The organism is Malonomonas rubra (assembly GCF_003247215.1).
Taxonomy (GTDB): Bacteria; Desulfobacterota; Desulfuromonadia; order Desulfuromonadales; family Geopsychrobacteraceae; genus Malonomonas; species Malonomonas rubra_A.
The window spans coordinates 34,134-51,131 of the sequence record NZ_QKAP01000013.1; the positions used below are offsets into that span (position 1 = coordinate 34,134).

19 protein-coding genes, 3 tRNA genes and 1 riboswitch are annotated in these 16,998 nt (G+C 50.7%); of the genes, 14 read left to right on the forward strand and 8 right to left on the reverse strand.

Annotation, left to right across the window (positions count from 1 at the left end):
* The first annotated feature begins 75 nt into the window (after positions 1 to 75).
* The 6 genes from Q7J88_RS01150 (at position 76) to Q7J88_RS01175 (ending at position 2,786) form a co-directional block, all read left to right on the forward strand.
* Positions 76 to 348 carry an HU family DNA-binding protein gene (locus Q7J88_RS01150; protein ID WP_303720314.1) on the forward strand — a complete coding sequence of 91 codons (273 nt, stop codon included), beginning with the start codon at positions 76 to 78 and terminating at the stop codon, positions 346 to 348.
* A gap of 93 nt (positions 349 to 441) precedes the next feature.
* A tRNA-Asp gene (locus Q7J88_RS01155) sits at positions 442 to 518 on the forward strand.
* A gap of 11 nt (positions 519 to 529) precedes the next feature.
* Positions 530 to 605, forward strand: a tRNA-Val gene (locus Q7J88_RS01160).
* 4 nt (positions 606 to 609) lie between these two features.
* Positions 610 to 686 (forward strand) — tRNA-Asp (locus Q7J88_RS01165).
* Between the two features lie 1,098 nt (positions 687 to 1,784).
* Complete coding sequence (locus Q7J88_RS01170; RefSeq protein ID WP_303720315.1) at positions 1,785 to 2,045, forward strand: hypothetical protein; 261 nt, start codon at positions 1,785 to 1,787, stop codon at positions 2,043 to 2,045.
* Between the two features lie 375 nt (positions 2,046 to 2,420).
* Positions 2,421 to 2,786 (forward strand): hypothetical protein, encoded by a 366-nt coding sequence (locus tag Q7J88_RS01175; RefSeq protein ID WP_369681939.1) that lies wholly within the window; start codon positions 2,421 to 2,423, stop codon positions 2,784 to 2,786.
* A 62-nt stretch (positions 2,787 to 2,848) separates the two neighbouring features.
* Here the strand turns inward: Q7J88_RS01175 and Q7J88_RS01180 are convergent, their stop codons facing one another.
* The 6 genes from Q7J88_RS01180 to thiF all read right to left on the reverse strand — a co-directional run bounded on the left by Q7J88_RS01180 (position 2,849) and on the right by thiF (position 8,269).
* Positions 2,849 to 4,585 carry an SLC13 family permease gene (locus tag Q7J88_RS01180; RefSeq protein WP_303720316.1) on the reverse strand — a complete coding sequence of 579 codons (1,737 nt, stop codon included), beginning with the start codon at positions 4,583 to 4,585 and terminating at the stop codon, positions 2,849 to 2,851.
* A 113-nt stretch (positions 4,586 to 4,698) separates the two neighbouring features.
* A complete protein-coding gene (thiE, locus tag Q7J88_RS01185; protein WP_303720317.1) occupies positions 4,699 to 5,325 on the reverse strand; it encodes a thiamine phosphate synthase in 627 nt (208 codons plus the stop codon).
* Positions 5,325 to 6,449, reverse strand: a complete 1,125-nt coding sequence (gene thiH / locus Q7J88_RS01190; protein WP_303720318.1) for a 2-iminoacetate synthase ThiH — start codon at positions 6,447 to 6,449, stop codon at positions 5,325 to 5,327. Before thiH ends, thiE begins: the two co-directional genes overlap by 1 nt.
* 4 nt (positions 6,450 to 6,453) lie before the next feature.
* A complete protein-coding gene (locus tag Q7J88_RS01195; protein ID WP_303720319.1) occupies positions 6,454 to 7,224 on the reverse strand; it encodes a thiazole synthase in 771 nt (256 codons plus the stop codon).
* Between the two features lie 29 nt (positions 7,225 to 7,253).
* Positions 7,254 to 7,451 carry a sulfur carrier protein ThiS gene (gene thiS, locus Q7J88_RS01200; protein WP_303720320.1) on the reverse strand — a complete coding sequence of 66 codons (198 nt, stop codon included), beginning with the start codon at positions 7,449 to 7,451 and terminating at the stop codon, positions 7,254 to 7,256.
* 11 nt (positions 7,452 to 7,462) lie between these two features.
* Positions 7,463 to 8,269 (reverse strand): sulfur carrier protein ThiS adenylyltransferase ThiF, encoded by an 807-nt coding sequence (gene thiF / locus Q7J88_RS01205; protein WP_303720321.1) that lies wholly within the window; start codon positions 8,267 to 8,269, stop codon positions 7,463 to 7,465.
* Positions 8,270 to 8,329: 60 nt separating this feature from the next.
* A riboswitch (TPP riboswitch) is annotated at positions 8,330 to 8,433 on the reverse strand.
* Positions 8,434 to 8,584: 151 nt separating this feature from the next.
* On the opposite strand from thiF, the gene Q7J88_RS01210 reads away from it, so the two are divergent.
* The 8 genes from Q7J88_RS01210 to Q7J88_RS01245 all read left to right on the forward strand — a co-directional run bounded on the left by Q7J88_RS01210 (position 8,585) and on the right by Q7J88_RS01245 (position 14,552).
* The gene (locus Q7J88_RS01210) at positions 8,585 to 8,905 is read left to right on the forward strand and encodes a hypothetical protein (protein ID WP_303720322.1); all 321 of its coding nucleotides are present in this window, start codon (positions 8,585 to 8,587) and stop codon (positions 8,903 to 8,905) included.
* A gap of 148 nt (positions 8,906 to 9,053) precedes the next feature.
* Positions 9,054 to 9,935: an ATP-binding protein gene (locus Q7J88_RS01215; RefSeq protein WP_303720323.1), complete on the forward strand. Its 882-nt coding sequence runs from the start codon at positions 9,054 to 9,056 to the stop codon at positions 9,933 to 9,935.
* A gap of 15 nt (positions 9,936 to 9,950) precedes the next feature.
* The gene (locus tag Q7J88_RS01220; protein WP_303720324.1) at positions 9,951 to 10,358 is read left to right on the forward strand and encodes an FmdE family protein; all 408 of its coding nucleotides are present in this window, start codon (positions 9,951 to 9,953) and stop codon (positions 10,356 to 10,358) included.
* Positions 10,351 to 11,307 (forward strand): permease, encoded by a 957-nt coding sequence (locus Q7J88_RS01225; RefSeq protein ID WP_303720325.1) that lies wholly within the window; start codon positions 10,351 to 10,353, stop codon positions 11,305 to 11,307. Before Q7J88_RS01220 ends, Q7J88_RS01225 begins: the two co-directional genes overlap by 8 nt.
* Before the next feature lie 5 nt (positions 11,308 to 11,312).
* Positions 11,313 to 12,155, forward strand: a complete 843-nt coding sequence (locus Q7J88_RS01230; RefSeq protein WP_303720326.1) for a right-handed parallel beta-helix repeat-containing protein — start codon at positions 11,313 to 11,315, stop codon at positions 12,153 to 12,155.
* A 127-nt stretch (positions 12,156 to 12,282) separates the two neighbouring features.
* Entirely contained in the window at positions 12,283 to 13,611 is a 1,329-nt protein-coding gene (locus Q7J88_RS01235) for a right-handed parallel beta-helix repeat-containing protein (RefSeq protein ID WP_303720327.1), read from the forward strand.
* An 11-nt stretch (positions 13,612 to 13,622) separates the two neighbouring features.
* The gene (locus Q7J88_RS01240) at positions 13,623 to 13,934 is read left to right on the forward strand and encodes a DUF3467 domain-containing protein (RefSeq protein ID WP_303720328.1); all 312 of its coding nucleotides are present in this window, start codon (positions 13,623 to 13,625) and stop codon (positions 13,932 to 13,934) included.
* 18 nt (positions 13,935 to 13,952) lie between these two features.
* Positions 13,953 to 14,552 carry a glycine betaine ABC transporter substrate-binding protein gene (locus Q7J88_RS01245; protein WP_303720329.1) on the forward strand — a complete coding sequence of 200 codons (600 nt, stop codon included), beginning with the start codon at positions 13,953 to 13,955 and terminating at the stop codon, positions 14,550 to 14,552.
* Between the two features lie 89 nt (positions 14,553 to 14,641).
* On the opposite strand, the gene Q7J88_RS01250 is transcribed toward Q7J88_RS01245, so the two are convergent.
* The gene (locus Q7J88_RS01250) at positions 14,642 to 15,568 is read right to left on the reverse strand and encodes a diguanylate cyclase (protein ID WP_303720330.1); all 927 of its coding nucleotides are present in this window, start codon (positions 15,566 to 15,568) and stop codon (positions 14,642 to 14,644) included.
* Between the two features lie 221 nt (positions 15,569 to 15,789).
* Positions 15,790 to 16,836, reverse strand: a complete 1,047-nt coding sequence (locus tag Q7J88_RS01255) for a 3-deoxy-7-phosphoheptulonate synthase (protein ID WP_303720331.1) — start codon at positions 16,834 to 16,836, stop codon at positions 15,790 to 15,792.
* Between the last annotated feature and the right edge of the window lie 162 nt (positions 16,837 to 16,998).

Here is a 16,998-nt window from a genome sequence, read left to right on the forward strand (position 1 = left end):
TTTTGCAAACCTGATATATCTTATCGCGTTTTTAAGAAGTTTAATTTACTTTTAACTATCTATTGGAGGTGTGCTGTGACAAAAGCTGATCTGGTCAATGCAATGGCTGATAAGGCTGGTTTGAGCAAAACTGATGCTGAGGGTGCTTTGAAAGCTTTTACCGAAGCTGTTACCGATGCCTTGAAGGCCGGTGAAAAAGTTGCTCTGGTTGGTTTCGGAACATTCAGTGTTGGTAAGCGTGCTGCTCGTACCGGTCAGAATCCTCAGACCGGCGCTAAGATCGAGATCGCTGCCGCGAATGTCCCTAAGTTCAAAGCTGGCAAAGCCTTGAAGGATTCCGTTAACTAAACAGCACAAACAAGTAAAATAGATCGGAAGTAGGAAGCATAAGCAGCCCATCCACTGATCCCGCGCGGGCAGACTTGCTTCCTATTTCTTTCTGGGGCTGTAGTAGAGTCGGTTACAACGCCGGCCTGTCACGCCGGAGGTCGCGGGTTCGAGTCCCGTCAGCCCCGCCATTTAAAAATATGGGCGAATAGCTCAGCTGGGAGAGCGCCTGCCTTACAAGCAGGATGTCGGGGGTTCGAGCCCCTCTTCGCCCACCATATTGGGGCTGTAGTAGAGTCGGTTACAACGCCGGCCTGTCACGCCGGAGGTCGCGGGTTCGAGTCCCGTCAGCCCCGCCATACATATCAAGAGGTAATCGTTTTGCGGTTACCTCTTTTTTTGTGTCCATTTAAACGGTCGAGTGAAATGGATTACCATGAGCGGAAATCTGAAATCATATAATGTAAAAATGGTAATTTAAGTTTGTCAAAAAGGGTAGGGAGGACTGGCTAGTAAGTGCTGCTCGCAAAATGGGTGTATGACGAGATTTACCCTTCGGCATTTATCTTTTTGGGTTTTGCTGATCAGTGCCACCTGGGACTGCCTTTCACTCGCATCTGCAGCCCTGAGTCTGCTAGGCGACAATAACGGAGCCAATTCCCATCCACACAATTTATGCAGTAGCAGTAGCGCCGCAGGTCATTCCGGTACCGAAGATCGAATCTGTGTTTTCTTTTCTGTGGTGCTCCTCATGGGACCTTGTTAGCGGGATCTTGTGGAACAGAGATGATTCGTCAGACAACTTTCTTCTATATGCAGAAGTGGAGTCGTTGTTAGATAACCCGGGTGTAACAGGTTATGATTATTCTGACCAGACCGAATATCATAACGGTTCCACAAGGCTCTGCCTGTCATGTCACGATGGTGTTACCGCCATTGCCGAGGTTATCAATGGCGGCAGCTTGAATCCATCCGGTTTAGGTAGTAGTAACTTTAATGGATCTGTTTGGGGCATAGGAATGCGGCACGAATACGATTATCGATCTTTCCAATGCTCATCTCAATTCCTTTGTTTTTAGCGATTCCGCCCTCGCTTTGTATGCGACGATCCCTTATCCTGATGTCCCTAATTTCCGGGCTGACTGGACCGAGTTGTTGCCTGGTTTGCTTGATTCGCACAATCGACTGCAATGGGGCGGTTGTCATGAACCACATACCGATATTTATAACGACGGGGTTTATGATTTACCGATGTGGCAACATTGTACCGGTGAAGATGTTGCTGAAATGCCGTTTTCAAGAGCTGTTATATGAGGCCACCGGCCAATATTAATCATAATTAGCGAAGAATTCGGTAGGAGATGATGAAGAAACAAACGCTGATTGCTCTTATTTTTTGTCTTTTGGTGACCTCAGGATATGCTTATATCAGAAGGCGCATTCTGAAATGAGCACACGTGGATAAGAGGCTTCTCCCGAAGAGTTGCCGTGGTTGTCATCGCGGCATGAACATGTCGATTCGGAACGAAGAGCAGACTTGTCTTAATTGTCACGGTACCCCGATCAGAAGACAAAAGATGGTTGTTGGTGGATTATTGAAAAAATCAGCCGAAGGCCGCTTTGCCAACATCGAATCCGAACTGAAAAATCCTTATAAAAACCTAGTGTTAACGACCCAAAGGATCCACAACCCGCTTGAAATTCTGCCAGAAACGTAGCTCAATGCGGCACGGCAAATAGAATGTGTTGATTGACACGACCCACATCTAGTTTTCGAAGAAAACCCTTTCAGCGGGATAACCGGGAAACGGGTCGGCAATTTTGGAACCGAGATTACCGAAGAATATGAACTTTGATATAAGTGTCATGCAAATAGCGCCTACCTGCCAGCCGATGCCACCGACAAGAAGCCTGAGTCTCGTCCGACCAATAAATCCTATCAACCGGTTGAAAAAGAAGGGGCGAACGCCTAGGTTATCAGCCTGAAATAATCTTATGTAGCGAGAAAAGAACGGCCCGGTGATATCTCGATAATCATCTGTAGTGATTGTCATGGCAACGATAACGAGGCAGGTCCCCGTGGGCCACACGGGTTGATCTATCGTGGGTTGCTCGTCGCCAACTACGAGATGGAGGATGGCCGTAACGAAAGCACCTACGCATACGCTCTCTGTTACAAGTGTCATGACCGTGCTAGCATTTTCATGGATGAATGCTTCCCTTATAACTCATTGCATATTATCGGCAATCGTAGCAGTAACCAGCGGCGAATCTCCCATTTCACCTGCCACGATGCACATGGCAGCACCAGTAATCAGTATTTGATCCGTTTCAACACTGATGTCGTGGGAGAATACATGGAAGGTAAGTTGCGGTTCAGTGCACAAGGCGTCGCATCGTGGCACGGTTCCTGTGCGTTGAATTGTCACGGCGTTGAGCATGAACCGAAAGAGTATTGAATCCTGATATCCATGTAAAAGGTAGCCAGCCTCGCCGATCCGCTCGGACGAGGCTTTTTGCTTTAGAATGGAAAGACAAAGGGGATAGCCAAACTGGCAAGCAGCCAGACCAGGATGTTTAGCGGGGTGCCGACTTTCAGATAATCGCTGAACTGATAGCCGCCGGGGCCGATCACCAGTGCGTTTGATTGATGACTGACCGGAGTCATGAAGCAGGTTGATGCCGCCAAGGCCACGGCCATGAAAAAGGGTTGCGGGTTGACGCCAAAGTGTTGCGACAGGTCGTAGGCGATTGGCGCCAGCAGAACCGCTGTGGCTGCATTGCTCATGATGCAGGTAAGCAGCATGGTAATCAGGAACAGCACCCCTAACGTGATCCAGGGGCCGTAGGGGCCGGCCATGTCGGTCAGGTGGGCGGCCAGAAAACTCGAAGCTCCGCTGGTCTCCATCGCGGTACCAAGGGGCAACGTTCCGGCAATCAACATGATGACCGGCCAGTTGATGCTCTCGTAGGCATCGGATAGTTTGATGCAACCGGACAGGATCATCGCGACAGCACCGAGGGCGGAAGCGTGCATGATCGGGAGCAGACCAGCGGTCACCGAGAGGATAACCGTGACCATGATGATGATCGCCAGCGGTGCCTTGTCGGGTAGATAGGGTTCTGGCTTGATGCCACCCAGAAGCAGAAAATCATGCTTGTCGGCAAGGTGCAGGATTTTACTTTCCGGCCCTTCGATTAGCAGCATGTCGCCAAACTTAAGAACCACGTGATCGACCCGCTTGACAACCGGTTCACCTCTCCGCCAGATCGCCAGAACATTCAATCCGTGAGTGTCACGAAAGTGGACTTCCCGCAGGGTTTTCCCGACAAGTTCATTGGTTGGGGTCAGGGCAACTTCCGCTACCTGATTTTCCTCTTTGTTTTCGGCGGCGATAACCTGTGCTGTTCCCGGAACAACTTCAATCCCTTTGACGCCTTTCAGTTTTAACAGTTGTTCCGGCTTTCCTTCTAAAAATAGAATATCGCCTGCGCGCAGTACTAGAGAGCTTCTGGGGGAGGTGATCTTTAACTGTTCACGCATCAGGGAACGGACCTTGAGCTGGAAGTCGGAAGAAAAGCCAGTTTCCTGCAGCGTTTTGCCTATATATGTAGCTTCTTCAGACAGGCGAATTTCCGAGACGTAGGCTTTGAGTTGACTCATTTGCTGAACCGAGGCTGATGGGTTGTCGGGTAACAGTCTCCGACCGATCAGCATCATGTAGCAGATACTGATGATAACCACCACAACGCCAAGGGGAGTAAAGTCGAACATGTTGAACTGTTGTCCCGAATATTCGAGCATCAATTCGTTGATTAAGATATTTGGTGGGGTTCCGATCAGCGTACAGACTCCACCGATCAGTGAACCGAAAGCCAAAGGCATCAAAAGCCGCGAGGCGGCAATTTCAGCTTTTTTGGCGATACCGGTGACCATTGGAAGGAGTACCGCGGCAGCGCCGATATTGTTGATGAATGCTGAGGCAACGGCAGTAAGGCTCATGATGGCCAGTACCAGTTTGGCTTCACTCTTTTCAGCAAAGCTGAACAGCCAGCGCCCCAGATGTGCCGTGACCCCGGTATTGGCGATCGCGGCACTGATGATGAACATGGCGGCAACCGTGATGACGGCGGGGTTGCTGAAGGCGATGAAGGCTTGTTCTGCAGGGATAACGTTGAACAGGGGCAGGCTCAGCAGAATCAACAGGCTGACTAGGTCCATGCGAATCCAGCCGGTGGCAAATAAAAGAATTGCCACGCTCAGAATGCTGAGAACAAGAATAATTTGCATTTGGCACCAGTCGGAAAAGATTAAACGGCTACCGTAGCAATAATTTTAGTCTAACTGGCTGGAATGACAATTTGAAGGGCTCAGGAGCCGAGTATTTTCAGCAACCGGCAACAACTTTCAAAGGGAGAGTGTGCACTGAGCAGGGCGGAAATCAAGGCCACACCATGTGCTCCGCTGTTGCGCACGGCAGAACAATTTTCCCTTTTTATGCCACCTAAACCGTAAACTGGCAGTTTGGAATGGGTACAAGCTGTTTTGAGAGCATCCAGCCCGAGCGGCTTCCCGTAAGCTGCTTTGGATGGGGTGTAAAAGACCGGCCCGTAGGTTACGAAATCAGCTCCCTGCCTTTCAGCAGTGAGAATGTCTGTTACGCTGTGGGTTGAAACGCCGATCAGCTTGTTTGGGCCGAGCCGCTCTCTTGCCACCGCTGGTGGGACCGAGTTCCCGCCAAGATGGACGCCGTCGGCATCGACTGCCATGGCAACATCGACCCGGTCGTTGATTAACAGTTTACAGTTGTAATGTTTGGTTAACTCCCTGATGTCTCTGGCTAGAGGGAGCAGCTCAGCCCCAGAGAGGTCTTTCTCCCGCAGTTGCAACATCGTCACTCCGGCTTCGAGCAGTTCTTCCAGCACCTTGAGCAGCAGTCGAGCCTCGGCCAGTTGCTTTCGGTCTGTGATCAGATAAAGCGGTGGCAGTTCTGACATCAGCAGGCTTGGTTCAAAAAGGCACTGTCCCAATCCTTCCAGACCGGATCATATCCCTTTGATTGGAGCAGCCTTACCATCTCTTCGGGAGAGCGCTCGTCGTTGATGGCGAATTGCTCGCCTTCATGCCCCCCTTCACCATATCCACCGGGGGCAGTGCAGGACCCGGCGCTCATCTGGGTAATCCCGAGCGGCAACAGATTGTCGCGCAGTTGCGAACTCTCGCGGGTCGAGAGGACCAGCCCGGCATCCGGAACCAGCAGCCGCAGCGCACAGATGAACTGGGTGAGCTGTCGGTCGCTGACAATGCTGTTCGGTTGAAAACCGCCTTCTGCCGGACGCAGGCGCGGGAAGGAGATCGTCACCTGGGTGCGCCAGTAGTTGCGAGCCAGGTAGAGTGCATGCAGGCCTGTATAGAAGACGTCGCTCAGACATTCGCCGAGCCCGAGCAGGGAGCCGATGCCGATGCGCCGCAAACCGGCTTCTCCTGCGCGTTCCGGGGCCGCTAGGCGATAGCTGTAATCGCTCTTCGGACCGTAAGGATGCAAATCCCGGTAGAGCTCAGCATCGTAGGTCTCCTGGTAGAGAGTCAGTCCATCGACGCCTGCAGCAACCATCCGCTGGTATTCATCGGTATCCATCGGGAAAACCTCGATTGAAACCGAACCGCAATGGGTTTTGACCGAATGTATTGATTGTTCAAGGAAGTCGATGCCTGCCGACTCGGGCGCCTCACCAGTGAGCAGCAACATGTGGCGAAAGCCCTTGCCGCGCAGCAGTTTGGCTTCGCGCTCAATTTCTGCCATAGTCAAAGTTTTTCGCGACAAATGATTGTCGGCACTGAAGCCGCAGTATTTGCAGCCGTTGTGACATTCATTGGACAGATAGATCGGAGCGTAGAGCAAAATCGTCCGACCGAACCGTTGCATGGTGATCTTATTGGCGCGGATGGCTATTTTCTCAAGTTGTTCGTCGCTGATCTGCGGTGCCAGCAGGCAGGCAAAATCCTCCATGTTCAAGCGCGGGCGGCGCAGGGCCTGATCGATCTGCTGCGGTGTCGCGTTAAGAATCCTGTTAAGGATTTCTGCTTGCGGAAATTGTTGCAGTTGTTGTTCGAAGCTCATGATTTCAATCTCTCAGAAAACCGGTTAGCGGACTGGATGCTTCTGCCTTGTTCCGCTGCGGTCCAAGCCCTGCGAGATAGGCTTCTCGGCCTGCTTCAACCCCTTTTTTGAAGGCACGGCCCATGGCTGCTGGATCGGGGGTGTCAGCCAGTGCGGTGTTGACTAGCACGGCGTCTGCGCCCATTTCCATCGCTTCAGCGGCATGGGAAGGAGCTCCCAAACCGGCATCGACCACCACAGGTACCTTGGCCTGCTCAATGATGATCGCAATATGGTCGCGGGTCCGCAGGCCGCGGTTGGTACCGATCGGTGCTCCGAGCGGCATGACCGTCGCGGTACCGGCTTCTTCCAAATGCTTGGCCAGGACCGGGTCCGCCGGCATGTAGGGCAGCACGACAAAGCCCTCTTTAACCAGCACTTCGGCGGCCTTTAACGTCTCAATCGGATCTGGCAGCAAGTAGTAGGGGTCGGGAGTGACTTCCAGTTTAATCCAAGGCTCGCAACCGGCGGATCGGGCCAGGCGGGCTAGGCGAATTGCTTCTTCAGCATCACGCGCACCGCTGGTGTTCGGTAGCAGTAGATAACGATTGCGGTCGATATGCGTAAGCAGTGAATCTTCCGGGTTGTCTATATCGACCCGGCGCAAGGCTACGGTGACGATTTCGCTGCCGGAGTGTTCCATGGCATCGACCATCGCCTGATTGGAGGCGAATTTCCCGGTCCCGACCATCAAACGTGAGCTGAATTCCCGACCGGCGATGACTAACTTGTCCATAAGATTTTTCCCTGTCTGTTTGGGTAAACTCAACCGCCGCCGACGAACTGGATGATTTCCAGGTTGTCACCTTCGTTCAGTGCAGTATCGTGTGCTTCGGCAGTGAGGATTTTTTTGTTCAGTTCAATGACCACACGCTCCGGCGACAGCTCAAGTTGCTGCAAAAGCTGAATGATGGTCAGCGGGGAATCAAAAGAGCGGCTCTGGCCGTTGATCTTCAGTTGCATCGTTAATCCTTTTACTCCGGCTCTTCGCCCAGCAGCAGCCGCAAGACGGCGTTAGCTTGATGATGTGCGGCGATTCCAACCCGGGGAGCCATTAGTCCGCAACCCGGCTCAGCGGCAGTGGTGCCGTCACCGCAGAGATAGAAGCGGTCGCTGATTTTCAGGGTCTGGATGCTGTTCGAAGACCCGTAACCTGCCATGCCGGATGCCGCAATCAGAGGCTTGTCTTTCATCTGGGTAAGAAAGTTGCTGGTCAGCATCGCCTTTTGTTCGGCAGCGTCGAAAGCTTCAACCAGCACATCGACGCTTGCGAACAGTCCGGCCAGGTTTCCTCCCGTCACCCGAAGATAATGAGCGACAACTTCAACGCCGGGGTTGATGCGCGCCAGGTTGGCCTTTAGGGCCTCAACTTTTGGCAAACCGATCTGGTCGATAAAATACTGCTGACGATTCAGGTTCGATGGCTCCACCACGTCGAAGTCGACCAGGACCAGTTTGCCGACTCCTATTCTAGCCAGAGCGATTGCGATGTTCGAGCCGAGGCCACCGACGCCGGCAATGCCGACGCAGCTGTTTTTGATCTTCTCATGTACGCCAGGAGTGTGCCGAGCCCTTATCAAACGCTCGAGTTCTTCCGTTGACGGTTCTTCGCCGCGTTGTATCAAGACGACCCGGTCGCCATTTTTAAGTGCCTGGTCGTTACTGGTCGGATAACCGTTAACGATCAGCAGATCCGCCTGGGGTTTTTTCTGCTCACGAAGCGCAAAAAGCGACAACTCGCCAGCGATCTCTTCCGGTTGTTCATTGAGATAGATCAGCATAAAAGTCTATAAAAACGAAAAAAGCCACCCAATAGGTGGCCGTCAACATTACAGCTAATGTTGGTTACGACAGCCACTTCCCTACGCCGGTATTAGCCGGATCAGGTTCCAAGGGTCGCTCGAATTTCGAGCTCTCAGTAACGATGACTCCCCTAGGGCTAATGTGAAAGTTGAAACTAGCAGTCTGACGAGTTGAAAGTCAATATCTTTGCAACATTTTCTAGTGTTCTGCGATTGATCTTTTCGACGACTTTGCTTAGGATGGCGAACTCTTCTTGGTTGCTTGAAGAGTTCTTGTAAAGAAAGGAAGAAGAGATGTCGATATCTGAACGTTACCGGCAAATTTGGGAGCAGATCGATACCGAATCGGATCGTCTGTATGAGATTTTGCCCGAGGAAATGGCAAAGGCGTTGCGCCAGGTTGATCGGGCGGTGGAAGAAATGCAGGAATTTGCCGAGACGGTCGGTGAAATCCCGCAGTTTCAGCTGGAGGCAAAACTGTCTCCGGTGCTGTTGAAAGGGCATGAGTGTCTCGATCGGGCGCGGGTGATGTTGGAGGCCGCCGGTCATGAAAAGGAGGCCGCCGGTATCTGGGAACTGGAACAGTTGATCTATCGGTTGTTGAATGATCTGTAACAGATCATGACATAGCGTGTGCAGGGCGTCCAAAGTGACGCCCTTTTTGCTGGCATACACCTTGCTTTACTGGTAGCGGGTTTTGTGAGTTGTTATTTTTGCGTTGCTTGGAGGGTAACGCCTGTCTGCACTGGAGCATTTGGATATTATGCATAAGAAACTGGAAAAAATATTTTACGAAGTCCGTGAGCCGGTTCTAGATTGGGACAATATTGGTGGCTTCGCAGAGGTCAAAGAGATCCTCAAGGAGATGGTCTGCCTGCCGTTGCAGAAGCCGGAAATGATCAAGCAGCATCAACTCGGTATCCCGGCCGGTGTGATGATGTGGGGACCGCTTGGGGTCGGTATCACCATGCTGGCGGAAGCCTGCGCCAAGGAAGCCGGCGCTTCGTTCGTCTATATCAGCGGTCAGGAGATGCTCGGAAAAGGTGAAGAGCTGGTTGAGGCCTTCGATACAGCGATTCACGAGGCACCTTGTGTGCTGTTTATTTCCGATTGTGAATGGCTGGCACCACGGGTCGGTTGCAATTATGAATGGGATCCGGGCAACCTGCGCGGGATCCCGCCGACATTCGCCACCAAGGAACTGAACCGGTTATTTATCGAACAGATTGATCGGATCAATAAAGTGGAAAACGTGATGCTGGTCGGTTCCTGTTACCGTATCGATACGGTCGATCAGGCGATCATCAAAGAAAAGAAGCGCTTCAACCGGAAGGTGTTCGTGCATCCACCACGGGTTGTCGACCGTCGCGGTATGCTCGATATTTACATGGACCAGATGCCGAATCTGGCTGACGATGTCGACCGGGACAAGCTGGCCGAGCTGACCGAAGGCTATGTCGGCTGGGACGCAGAGAGCCTCTGTAAGCGGGCGACGGTCAATGCCATCAAGGAAGATGCGCCGCAGGTGACGATGGCTCATTTTCTCAAGTCGCTAAAAGAGGTCCGCTACTGGCTGACCCCCGATATGACACGGGTTTATCACGAGATTTACGAAAACGATTGCCCGCATCATTACGCTTTTTAGGTCCAGATTGACGTGATGGATCTCTACGCAAAACTCGCCGAAATCCATGGCCACTATTGCCCCATGAGCACCCTTGGACTGCGGTTGGGGCTGGAGGCGGCACGGTTAGTAACAGTGACCAGTCAGGCAGATTGGAACTTCTGTTACCTGGCACGCACCTGTGCTGCCGACGGAATTGCCATGGCCCTAGGGGAAACGGAACGGTCGATTGAGTTCTCCGTTGATCCGCAGGGACAGCATTTGCTCGTTTGCCGCTCGGTAGATGGCAAAGAGTTGTCACTTGCCCTCTCTGCTGAGGCACTGCAGTTGGCCAAGGATTACCACGGGTTTGATGACGACGGTAAAAGCCGACAACTTCACCTGTTAAGAACAATTGCCAGCGAGCGTCTGATCGACATGTCAGGACCGACCGAAAATGTCTGATTCCATATTTATCCAGGTGTTCAATGTAATTCAGGACGAAATCCTGAAGATGTGGTGGTTCTTTCTGCTGTCGATCCTGCTGGTGGGAATCATCAAAGGCTACAAAATTGATCTGCGGATTCGTGATTCGATCAACCGGGCCGGTTTTTGGGGGATTCCGATTGCCGTGGCTGTCGGAATGGTTTCTCCGCTGTGCGCTTGTGGCATTCTGCCGGTGGTGATCTCTCTGGCGATGATGGGAACTCCATTGGCGCCGCTGATGGCGCTGCTGGTTACTTCGCCAGTGATGGGACCGGATGCCCTGTTACTGACTTATCGCGGACTGGGTGCTGATTGGGCGCTGATGAAATTCGTCGGTGCCGGGATTCTCGGTCTGACCTCCGGGATGTTGGTGCTGTGGCTGCAGAGAAGCGGTTATCTCGCCAGCGATATGGTGCGTTTGCAGCCGGTCTATAAGGATGATGGTACCTTGGCGACGGCTGCCGAGATCGGCGCCGCGCATGGCATCAAGGTCAAGCGGATGCAAGTGATACCGCGTGACAGCAGGGTACGGTTTATTTTCGATCGCACCGTCGATGCCGGTCTGTTTGTTGGGAAGTACCTGCTTTTGGCGATTATCCTTGAAGCGATTATCGTTACGCTGGTGCCCATTTCCTGGATTACCTTTCTGGTCGGTCAACATAATTTTCAATCGTTATTCGCCGCAGCGTTTATAGGCCTGCCATTGCCGACCAATCAGATCCCGATTATCCCCATTATGGCAGGGCTGCTGGAACGAGGGATCGACACTGGTGCGGGGCTGACTTTGTTGCTGGCCGGCCCGGTCACCAGCCTGCCAGCGATGCTGGCGCTCTGGGCAATGTTTCAGAAGCGCTTGGTGCTGGTTTTTGTTGCGCACGCCTTATCAGTCTCCATTCTACTCGGCTGGATTCTGCAGTCGTTTCTTTAGGGCACATGATGCGCTGGTTTATTTTTGTCTTCATGTTCATCGCCCTGTCTGCTTGTGCCCAATCACGTAAGATTTCACGTCAGAGCTATTCCGATCTGGTCATTGCTGAAGATACGCTATGGAGCGGTTCGATCCTGATCGACGGCCAGGTTGAGGTGCTGCACAACGCCAAGTTAACGATTGCACCAGGAACGGACATCGCTTTTTCCTATCGGGATGAAAACCGTGATGGCCTGGGGGACGGGACTCTGATCGTTAAAGGGGAACTGGTGGCGGTCGGCAGCAAGCAGCAGCCGATCCGTTTTCGGAGCGCTAAAGAGAACCCTCAGCCGGGAGATTGGCTGGAAATAGCGGTCGATTTCTCCAAGGAGGTGCATCTTCGTTATTGTGAGATCCGTGATTCCGCCTATACGTTACATGCCCACTTTACCAACGGTCTGGTTGAAGACTGTCATATTCATCACAATATTGATGGTTGTCGCATCGGTCAGGCGACAATGGTTCTGCAACACAACCTAGTCGAGCATAATACCGGCAAGGGGATTAATTTCCGGAACTCGCGGGTCAAGGTGCTCAATAACCTGATTCGCAACAATACGGCAGGGATTTTCCTGTTCGAAAACGATCAGCCCTTTGAGATCAGCGCCAACAATATACTCGATAATCAGTATCAGCTGCGGTTGGGGGATTTTTATGTGGCGGATGTCGATCTGCACGGTAATTGGTGGGGAACGGCGGACGAGGTTGCAATCAGAAAAGGAATTTACGATCGGCAGGTCGATCCGGAAATTGGGGTTGTCACGATTGATCCTTCCCCCACGCCGGTAAATAATGCCGGTCCGCGTTAGATCTGGCGGTTAAATTGCAATGAATTGAGATTCTCGAGCAATTTGTTTGTTTCGTTACGAAGGTTTGTCGTTGTTTTTGACAAGACGCGGGTAGGTTTTGACGGTTTTTTGCCACTATGAGGCTGGTTTGAAAGTTTTTCGGCCAATTATCCTTTTGGTTATGATGTTTCTGGCTAATCCTGTGTTGGCTGCCGAGCAGAGACATCTACTGATTGATAAAAATCAGCGCTGGCAGGGGACGGTCGAGCTTGATCGGCCGGTTCTTGTGGCGGTTGACGCCCGGCTGGAAATTGCTCCCGGAGCGCGGATCAATGTTACGGCAAAGAAGGTCGTGCTTAAAGTTGAAGGCGAACTGGAGGCTCTCGGATCGGTTGCTCAACCAATCCGCTTTGAAGCGCCTCACGGTTGGTTCGGGATAGAGCTCCAGACTACAGAAAATAGCCGTTTTGAGCATGTGCAAATCGAAGGGGCGGAATCTGGAATTGCTGCATCGCAAAGCCGGTTCGAGGTAAGGAATAGTCTTTTTAGTAGTTGTAAAACGGCAATCAAACTAGATCGTCAATCTGAATCGGAGATTGCGCAGAACGAGTTTGTCGATAATCAGACCGGCATCGATATCGGAACCCGTTCGCAGGGAGTGGTGAAGGAAAATTTATTTAAAGGAAATGCGGTGGCGGTTGTAGCCAGTCATAACAGTACCGGTATCGTCCGCGAAAATCGTTTTATTGCCAATCAGCAGGGAGTTTATGTACAACATCTTTTTCCTGGGACGATGAATGAAAACAGTTTCGAGCAGAATAAGACAGCGGTTATCTGCGACCAGACCATGGCCAGCCCGCTGATTACCGACAATCGTTTTGTCGGTAATGAAAAGGGGATTGTTAATCTGCTGGCGTCCAAACCGCAGGTGCGAAATAATTTGTTTCACGATAATGATATCGCCCTCGTGAACAATCAACTTGGCAGCCCAGTGGTTGAGAAGAATCTGTTTGTTGGTAACCGATTGGCGATCAAAAGTGAGCGGCGTTCCGCACCGCAGATAGAGTACAATCGGTTTCTGGAAAATGATTTAGCACTGTTCTGTGACTATCTTTCCTATCCGACGGTTAAACAGAATAATTTTATTACGAACAACATGGCGGTTAAGCTGGGTGACCATCAGAGTGCCGATATGGAGAAGCAGGGAGCTGCCGATAAACAGACGGAAAAAATACTTGCTGCTTCCGGGCGTCAAGGCAAACCAGCTGTTTTTCACCCTGCCTCTGGAATCGTTGATGTAAGTTTAAACTGGTGGGAACCTGATGTGGAAGAAGAGATCGAGAAGTTCTTTTTCGACCGTTCTCAGGAGAAATGGGTGCTTGATGACGCGACCGGTAAGCGTTATCTTCGGGATGAAATATCTTTTCGGCCAAGGTTGACGAAACCGGTTACCGATGCCGGAAGAAAATATCAATAGGTGAGGACTGGATGGAAAAGAAAAAAGAAACGGAAGTGAAACTGGAAATACAGATAGATGACGATGTCGCCGCAGGCCAATACATTAATATGGTGGTTATTAATCATAATGACAGCGAGTTTGTGCTTGATTGTATCTTTTTACAACCGCAAGCGCTGAAGGCAAAGGTGCGCTCTCGGTTGATTACCTCGCCGCGCCACGCCAAGCGACTGTTGTTGGCGCTGCAGAACAATGTTGTCAGTTATGAAAAGAAATATGGTGTCATTAACCTTGATGAAGGGAAACAGGCACCGGTTGAAAAATCTGACTCCCCGGTACATTAGCTGTTGAGGAAGGATGAAATGATGGCCTGGATCAAAAAGAAGATTGTGTTTCTGTTTCTGTTGTTTCTCACCACTTTGCCGGTAACTGGATTCGCCTGTGTCGGAAAGACTCTGGTTGTCGGTTCGACCGGAGGAGTGCAGCAGGAACTGTTAGCGAATATGCTCGCTCAACTGATCACTGAGCGGACCGGAACTTCAGTCAAATTGGTAAATCATGACTCTAGCCAGAGTGCACACCAAGCGTTGATGAAAGACGATCTGGATATTTATGTCGAGTATACCGGAGTCGGGCAAATTGAAATATTGGGTGGTGAGCCGATTAACGACCCTGAACTGCTGTATGAAGCGGTAAAGAAACGTTACAATGAAGAGCTGAATATTGTCTGGCTCAAGCCGCTTGGTTTTGAAGCCAATATTGTGGATCTTACTTTACCAGCACAGGCGGTTCCGATAGCGAGGAAGGATACACTGAAAAAATTTCCTGCTCTGGCGCGTTTGATCAACAAATTGAGTGGAAAAATTAATGCACGGACAATCGCCCAGCTTGAAGAGCAGACTACTTCACAGGGAGTAAAAGAGGTTGCTCGGGGGTTTTTAAAGCAGAATCGGCTGATCTGATTTAAATCCGTCAAAGACAAAAACACCAAACCGCCCGGTCAGTATGACTCGGACGGTTTGGTGTTAAAAGGTCCTTCTGGTTGTAGAGATTAATTGGAAATCTCTTTGTCTCTGACTTGGTTACGACCACGATTTTTGGCTTCGTAGAGAGCATCATCTGCGACCCGAATAATCTCATCGATCGAGCCTTCATCCGTACCATCATAGCCCGCCACTCCGAAGCTCATGGTCAGTTGATAATTTTCCATCGGTGCAGGCAACTTCATTTCGGTAGCAAGTTTCCGGATCCGTTCAGCGACATCATAAGCGGACTCCAGATCGGTTTCCGGCAGTACCAAACAAAATTCCTCCCCGCCATATCGCGCTGCAAGGTCATAGGTCCTGAGTTCATCCTGCAGCAAATCGGCAACATTGGTTAAGACTTCGTCGCCGATCTGGTGACCGTAGTTGTCGTTGACTTTTTTGAAGTGGTCGATATCAGTCATAATCAAAGAGAGTGGTTTTTTGTTCCGGAAGCAGCGGTTTAACTCCACCTCAAGCTTTTCATAGAGATGGCGGCGATTGTAGAGGCGGGTCAGCGGATCAGTTTGAGCCAACTGCAGCAAAAGTTGATTGCTGCGGCGCAACTCATCCTGCAATGTTTTGATCTGCATTTGGACATGCACGCGTGCTACGATTTCCGCTGGCTCGAATGGCTTGGTAATGTAATCGCAAGCGCCAGATTCTAAACCACGGATTTTCGTGCTCAGGTCACCATGACAGGTCAGCATGATGATCGGTATTGCTTTTAAATCTTCTCGAGATTGCATCATGGCGAGAAATTTCAATCCATCGATGCCAGGCATTTCGATATCGCATAAAACCAGATCAACCTTGTTGCTGACGAGCAATTTGAAGGCTTCGATGCCATCGGCAGCCGTCAGGATTTTGGAAAACAACCGTCCATCAGCAAAAATCTGCTCCACCTGGGTGCGGATTGCCTTGGAATCATCGATGATAAGTAATGAGCGATTCATTGATATGCGCTTATGGATATATGCATTTATAGTAGGGAGCTTGGTTGATTCTAATTTCAGTCTATCCGCAAAGTAAAGATTTTTTGGAGAAATTTTTCCCGAAAATTAGTAAATGTAGCAGGAGGCGATTGAGCTATTAATTTTATTGGCTCTAGATTGGCAGACCTTTTCTGCTAATCTAGAGCCGCATATCAAATTATCTTACAAATCTAAATTCGCTCTTATCGCCCTAGTCGCTCAAAGGTTCGAATCAGCATATCTTCGGTTGTTTTCCAGTCGACACATTTGTCAGTGACAGAAACTCCATATTTTAGCTGGCTTAAATCTTCAGGGATGCCCTGGTTCCCGGCTTCCAAGTTGCTTTCGATCATCACACCATTGATCGCTGTAGTGCCAGAAATGATCTGCTCAACAATGCTGTCGAGCACCTCCCCTTGGCGCTCGTGGTCTTTGTAGGAGTTGGCATGGCTGCAGTCGACCATGATTGATGGCGGAAGCCTGTTGTTTTTTAGTAGTTCGCTAGTATCAGCGATGTCTTGTGGCGAGTAATTCGGCCCGTCGTTTCCGCCGCGCAAAACAATATGGATGTCCGGGTTGCCGGTCGTTTCTACAATGGAACTGCGACCCTCGTAATTGATCCCCAGAAAGCTGTGTGGTTGGCAGGCCGCTGCCATGGCATCGGTTGCAATCTTCAGTCCACCGTCAGTGCCATTTTTGAAGCCGACCGGAAAAGAAAGGCCGCTGGCCATTTCGCGATGGGTCTGTGATTCGGTAGTACGGGCACCGATAGCTCCCCAACTGATGATGTCAGAGAGATATTGCGGGATGGTTGGCTCAAGCATTTCGCTAGCAATCGGTAACCGAAGCTTGGTGATGGCATTGAAAAGCTGTCGGGCGATGCCTAGTCCCTTGGAGATTCTGTGGGTACCGTTCATGTCGGGATCGTTGATCAAGCCTTTCCAACCTACCGTAGTGCGCGGTTTTTCGAAATAAACGCGCATGACAATGAACAGCTTTTCCTTTACTTTTTCAGAAAGCTTGGCCAGGCGCTCCGCATATTCGAGGGCTGCTTTCGGGTCATGGATGGAGCAGGGACCAACGACAACGATCAGACGCTTGTCTTCACCACGCAGGATTGCTTTGATGGTATTGCGGCTGTTGTTGACAAAAACTGCATCTTCTGTGTCTAAGGGGAAAACCTGCTTCAGGTCAGCAGGGGCGATGATTGGAGTGACTTCGCGAACGTTAAGATTGTTTGTCTGAACCATGGTTTCCTCGCAAAATAATATATATGTCGTAATTGCAGAAAATGAAAAGTTGTCTTAATCTATCGGCTTTCCGCATTAAAGTCAAAGTTTCTGCGGGTTTGGGAATGTCGAACTACGGTTTGACAGGTTTTTGCAGGTTTTGTATAAGTATATAAAATTACG

What these genes read in the sequence shown, in the direction of transcription:
- Q7J88_RS01215 (WP_303720323.1), top strand. Translation starts at nt 9,054, where the DNA reads ATGCATAAGAAACTGGAAAAAATATTTTACGAAGTCCGTGAGCCGGTT.
- Q7J88_RS01245 (WP_303720329.1), top strand. Translation starts at nt 13,953, where the DNA reads ATGATGGCCTGGATCAAAAAGAAGATTGTGTTTCTGTTTCTGTTGTTT.
- Q7J88_RS01250 (WP_303720330.1), bottom strand. Translation starts at nt 15,568, where the DNA reads ATGAATCGCTCATTACTTATCATCGATGATTCCAAGGCAATCCGCACC.
- thiE (WP_303720317.1), bottom strand. Translation starts at nt 5,325, where the DNA reads ATGTCAGAACTGCCACCGCTTTATCTGATCACAGACCGAAAGCAACTG.
- Q7J88_RS01195 (WP_303720319.1), bottom strand. Translation starts at nt 7,224, where the DNA reads ATGGACAAGTTAGTCATCGCCGGTCGGGAATTCAGCTCACGTTTGATG.
- thiH (WP_303720318.1), bottom strand. Translation starts at nt 6,449, where the DNA reads ATGAGCTTCGAACAACAACTGCAACAATTTCCGCAAGCAGAAATCCTT.
- Q7J88_RS01220 (WP_303720324.1), top strand. Translation starts at nt 9,951, where the DNA reads ATGGATCTCTACGCAAAACTCGCCGAAATCCATGGCCACTATTGCCCC.
- thiF (WP_303720321.1), bottom strand. Translation starts at nt 8,269, where the DNA reads ATGCTGATCTATCTCAATGAACAACCGGAAGAGATCGCTGGCGAGTTG.
- Q7J88_RS01240 (WP_303720328.1), top strand. Translation starts at nt 13,623, where the DNA reads ATGGAAAAGAAAAAAGAAACGGAAGTGAAACTGGAAATACAGATAGAT.
- Q7J88_RS01230 (WP_303720326.1), top strand. Translation starts at nt 11,313, where the DNA reads ATGATGCGCTGGTTTATTTTTGTCTTCATGTTCATCGCCCTGTCTGCT.
- Q7J88_RS01255 (WP_303720331.1), bottom strand. Translation starts at nt 16,836, where the DNA reads ATGGTTCAGACAAACAATCTTAACGTTCGCGAAGTCACTCCAATCATC.
- Q7J88_RS01210 (WP_303720322.1), top strand. Translation starts at nt 8,585, where the DNA reads ATGTCGATATCTGAACGTTACCGGCAAATTTGGGAGCAGATCGATACC.
- Q7J88_RS01225 (WP_303720325.1), top strand. Translation starts at nt 10,351, where the DNA reads ATGTCTGATTCCATATTTATCCAGGTGTTCAATGTAATTCAGGACGAA.
- thiS (WP_303720320.1), bottom strand. Translation starts at nt 7,451, where the DNA reads ATGCAACTGAAGATCAACGGCCAGAGCCGCTCTTTTGATTCCCCGCTG.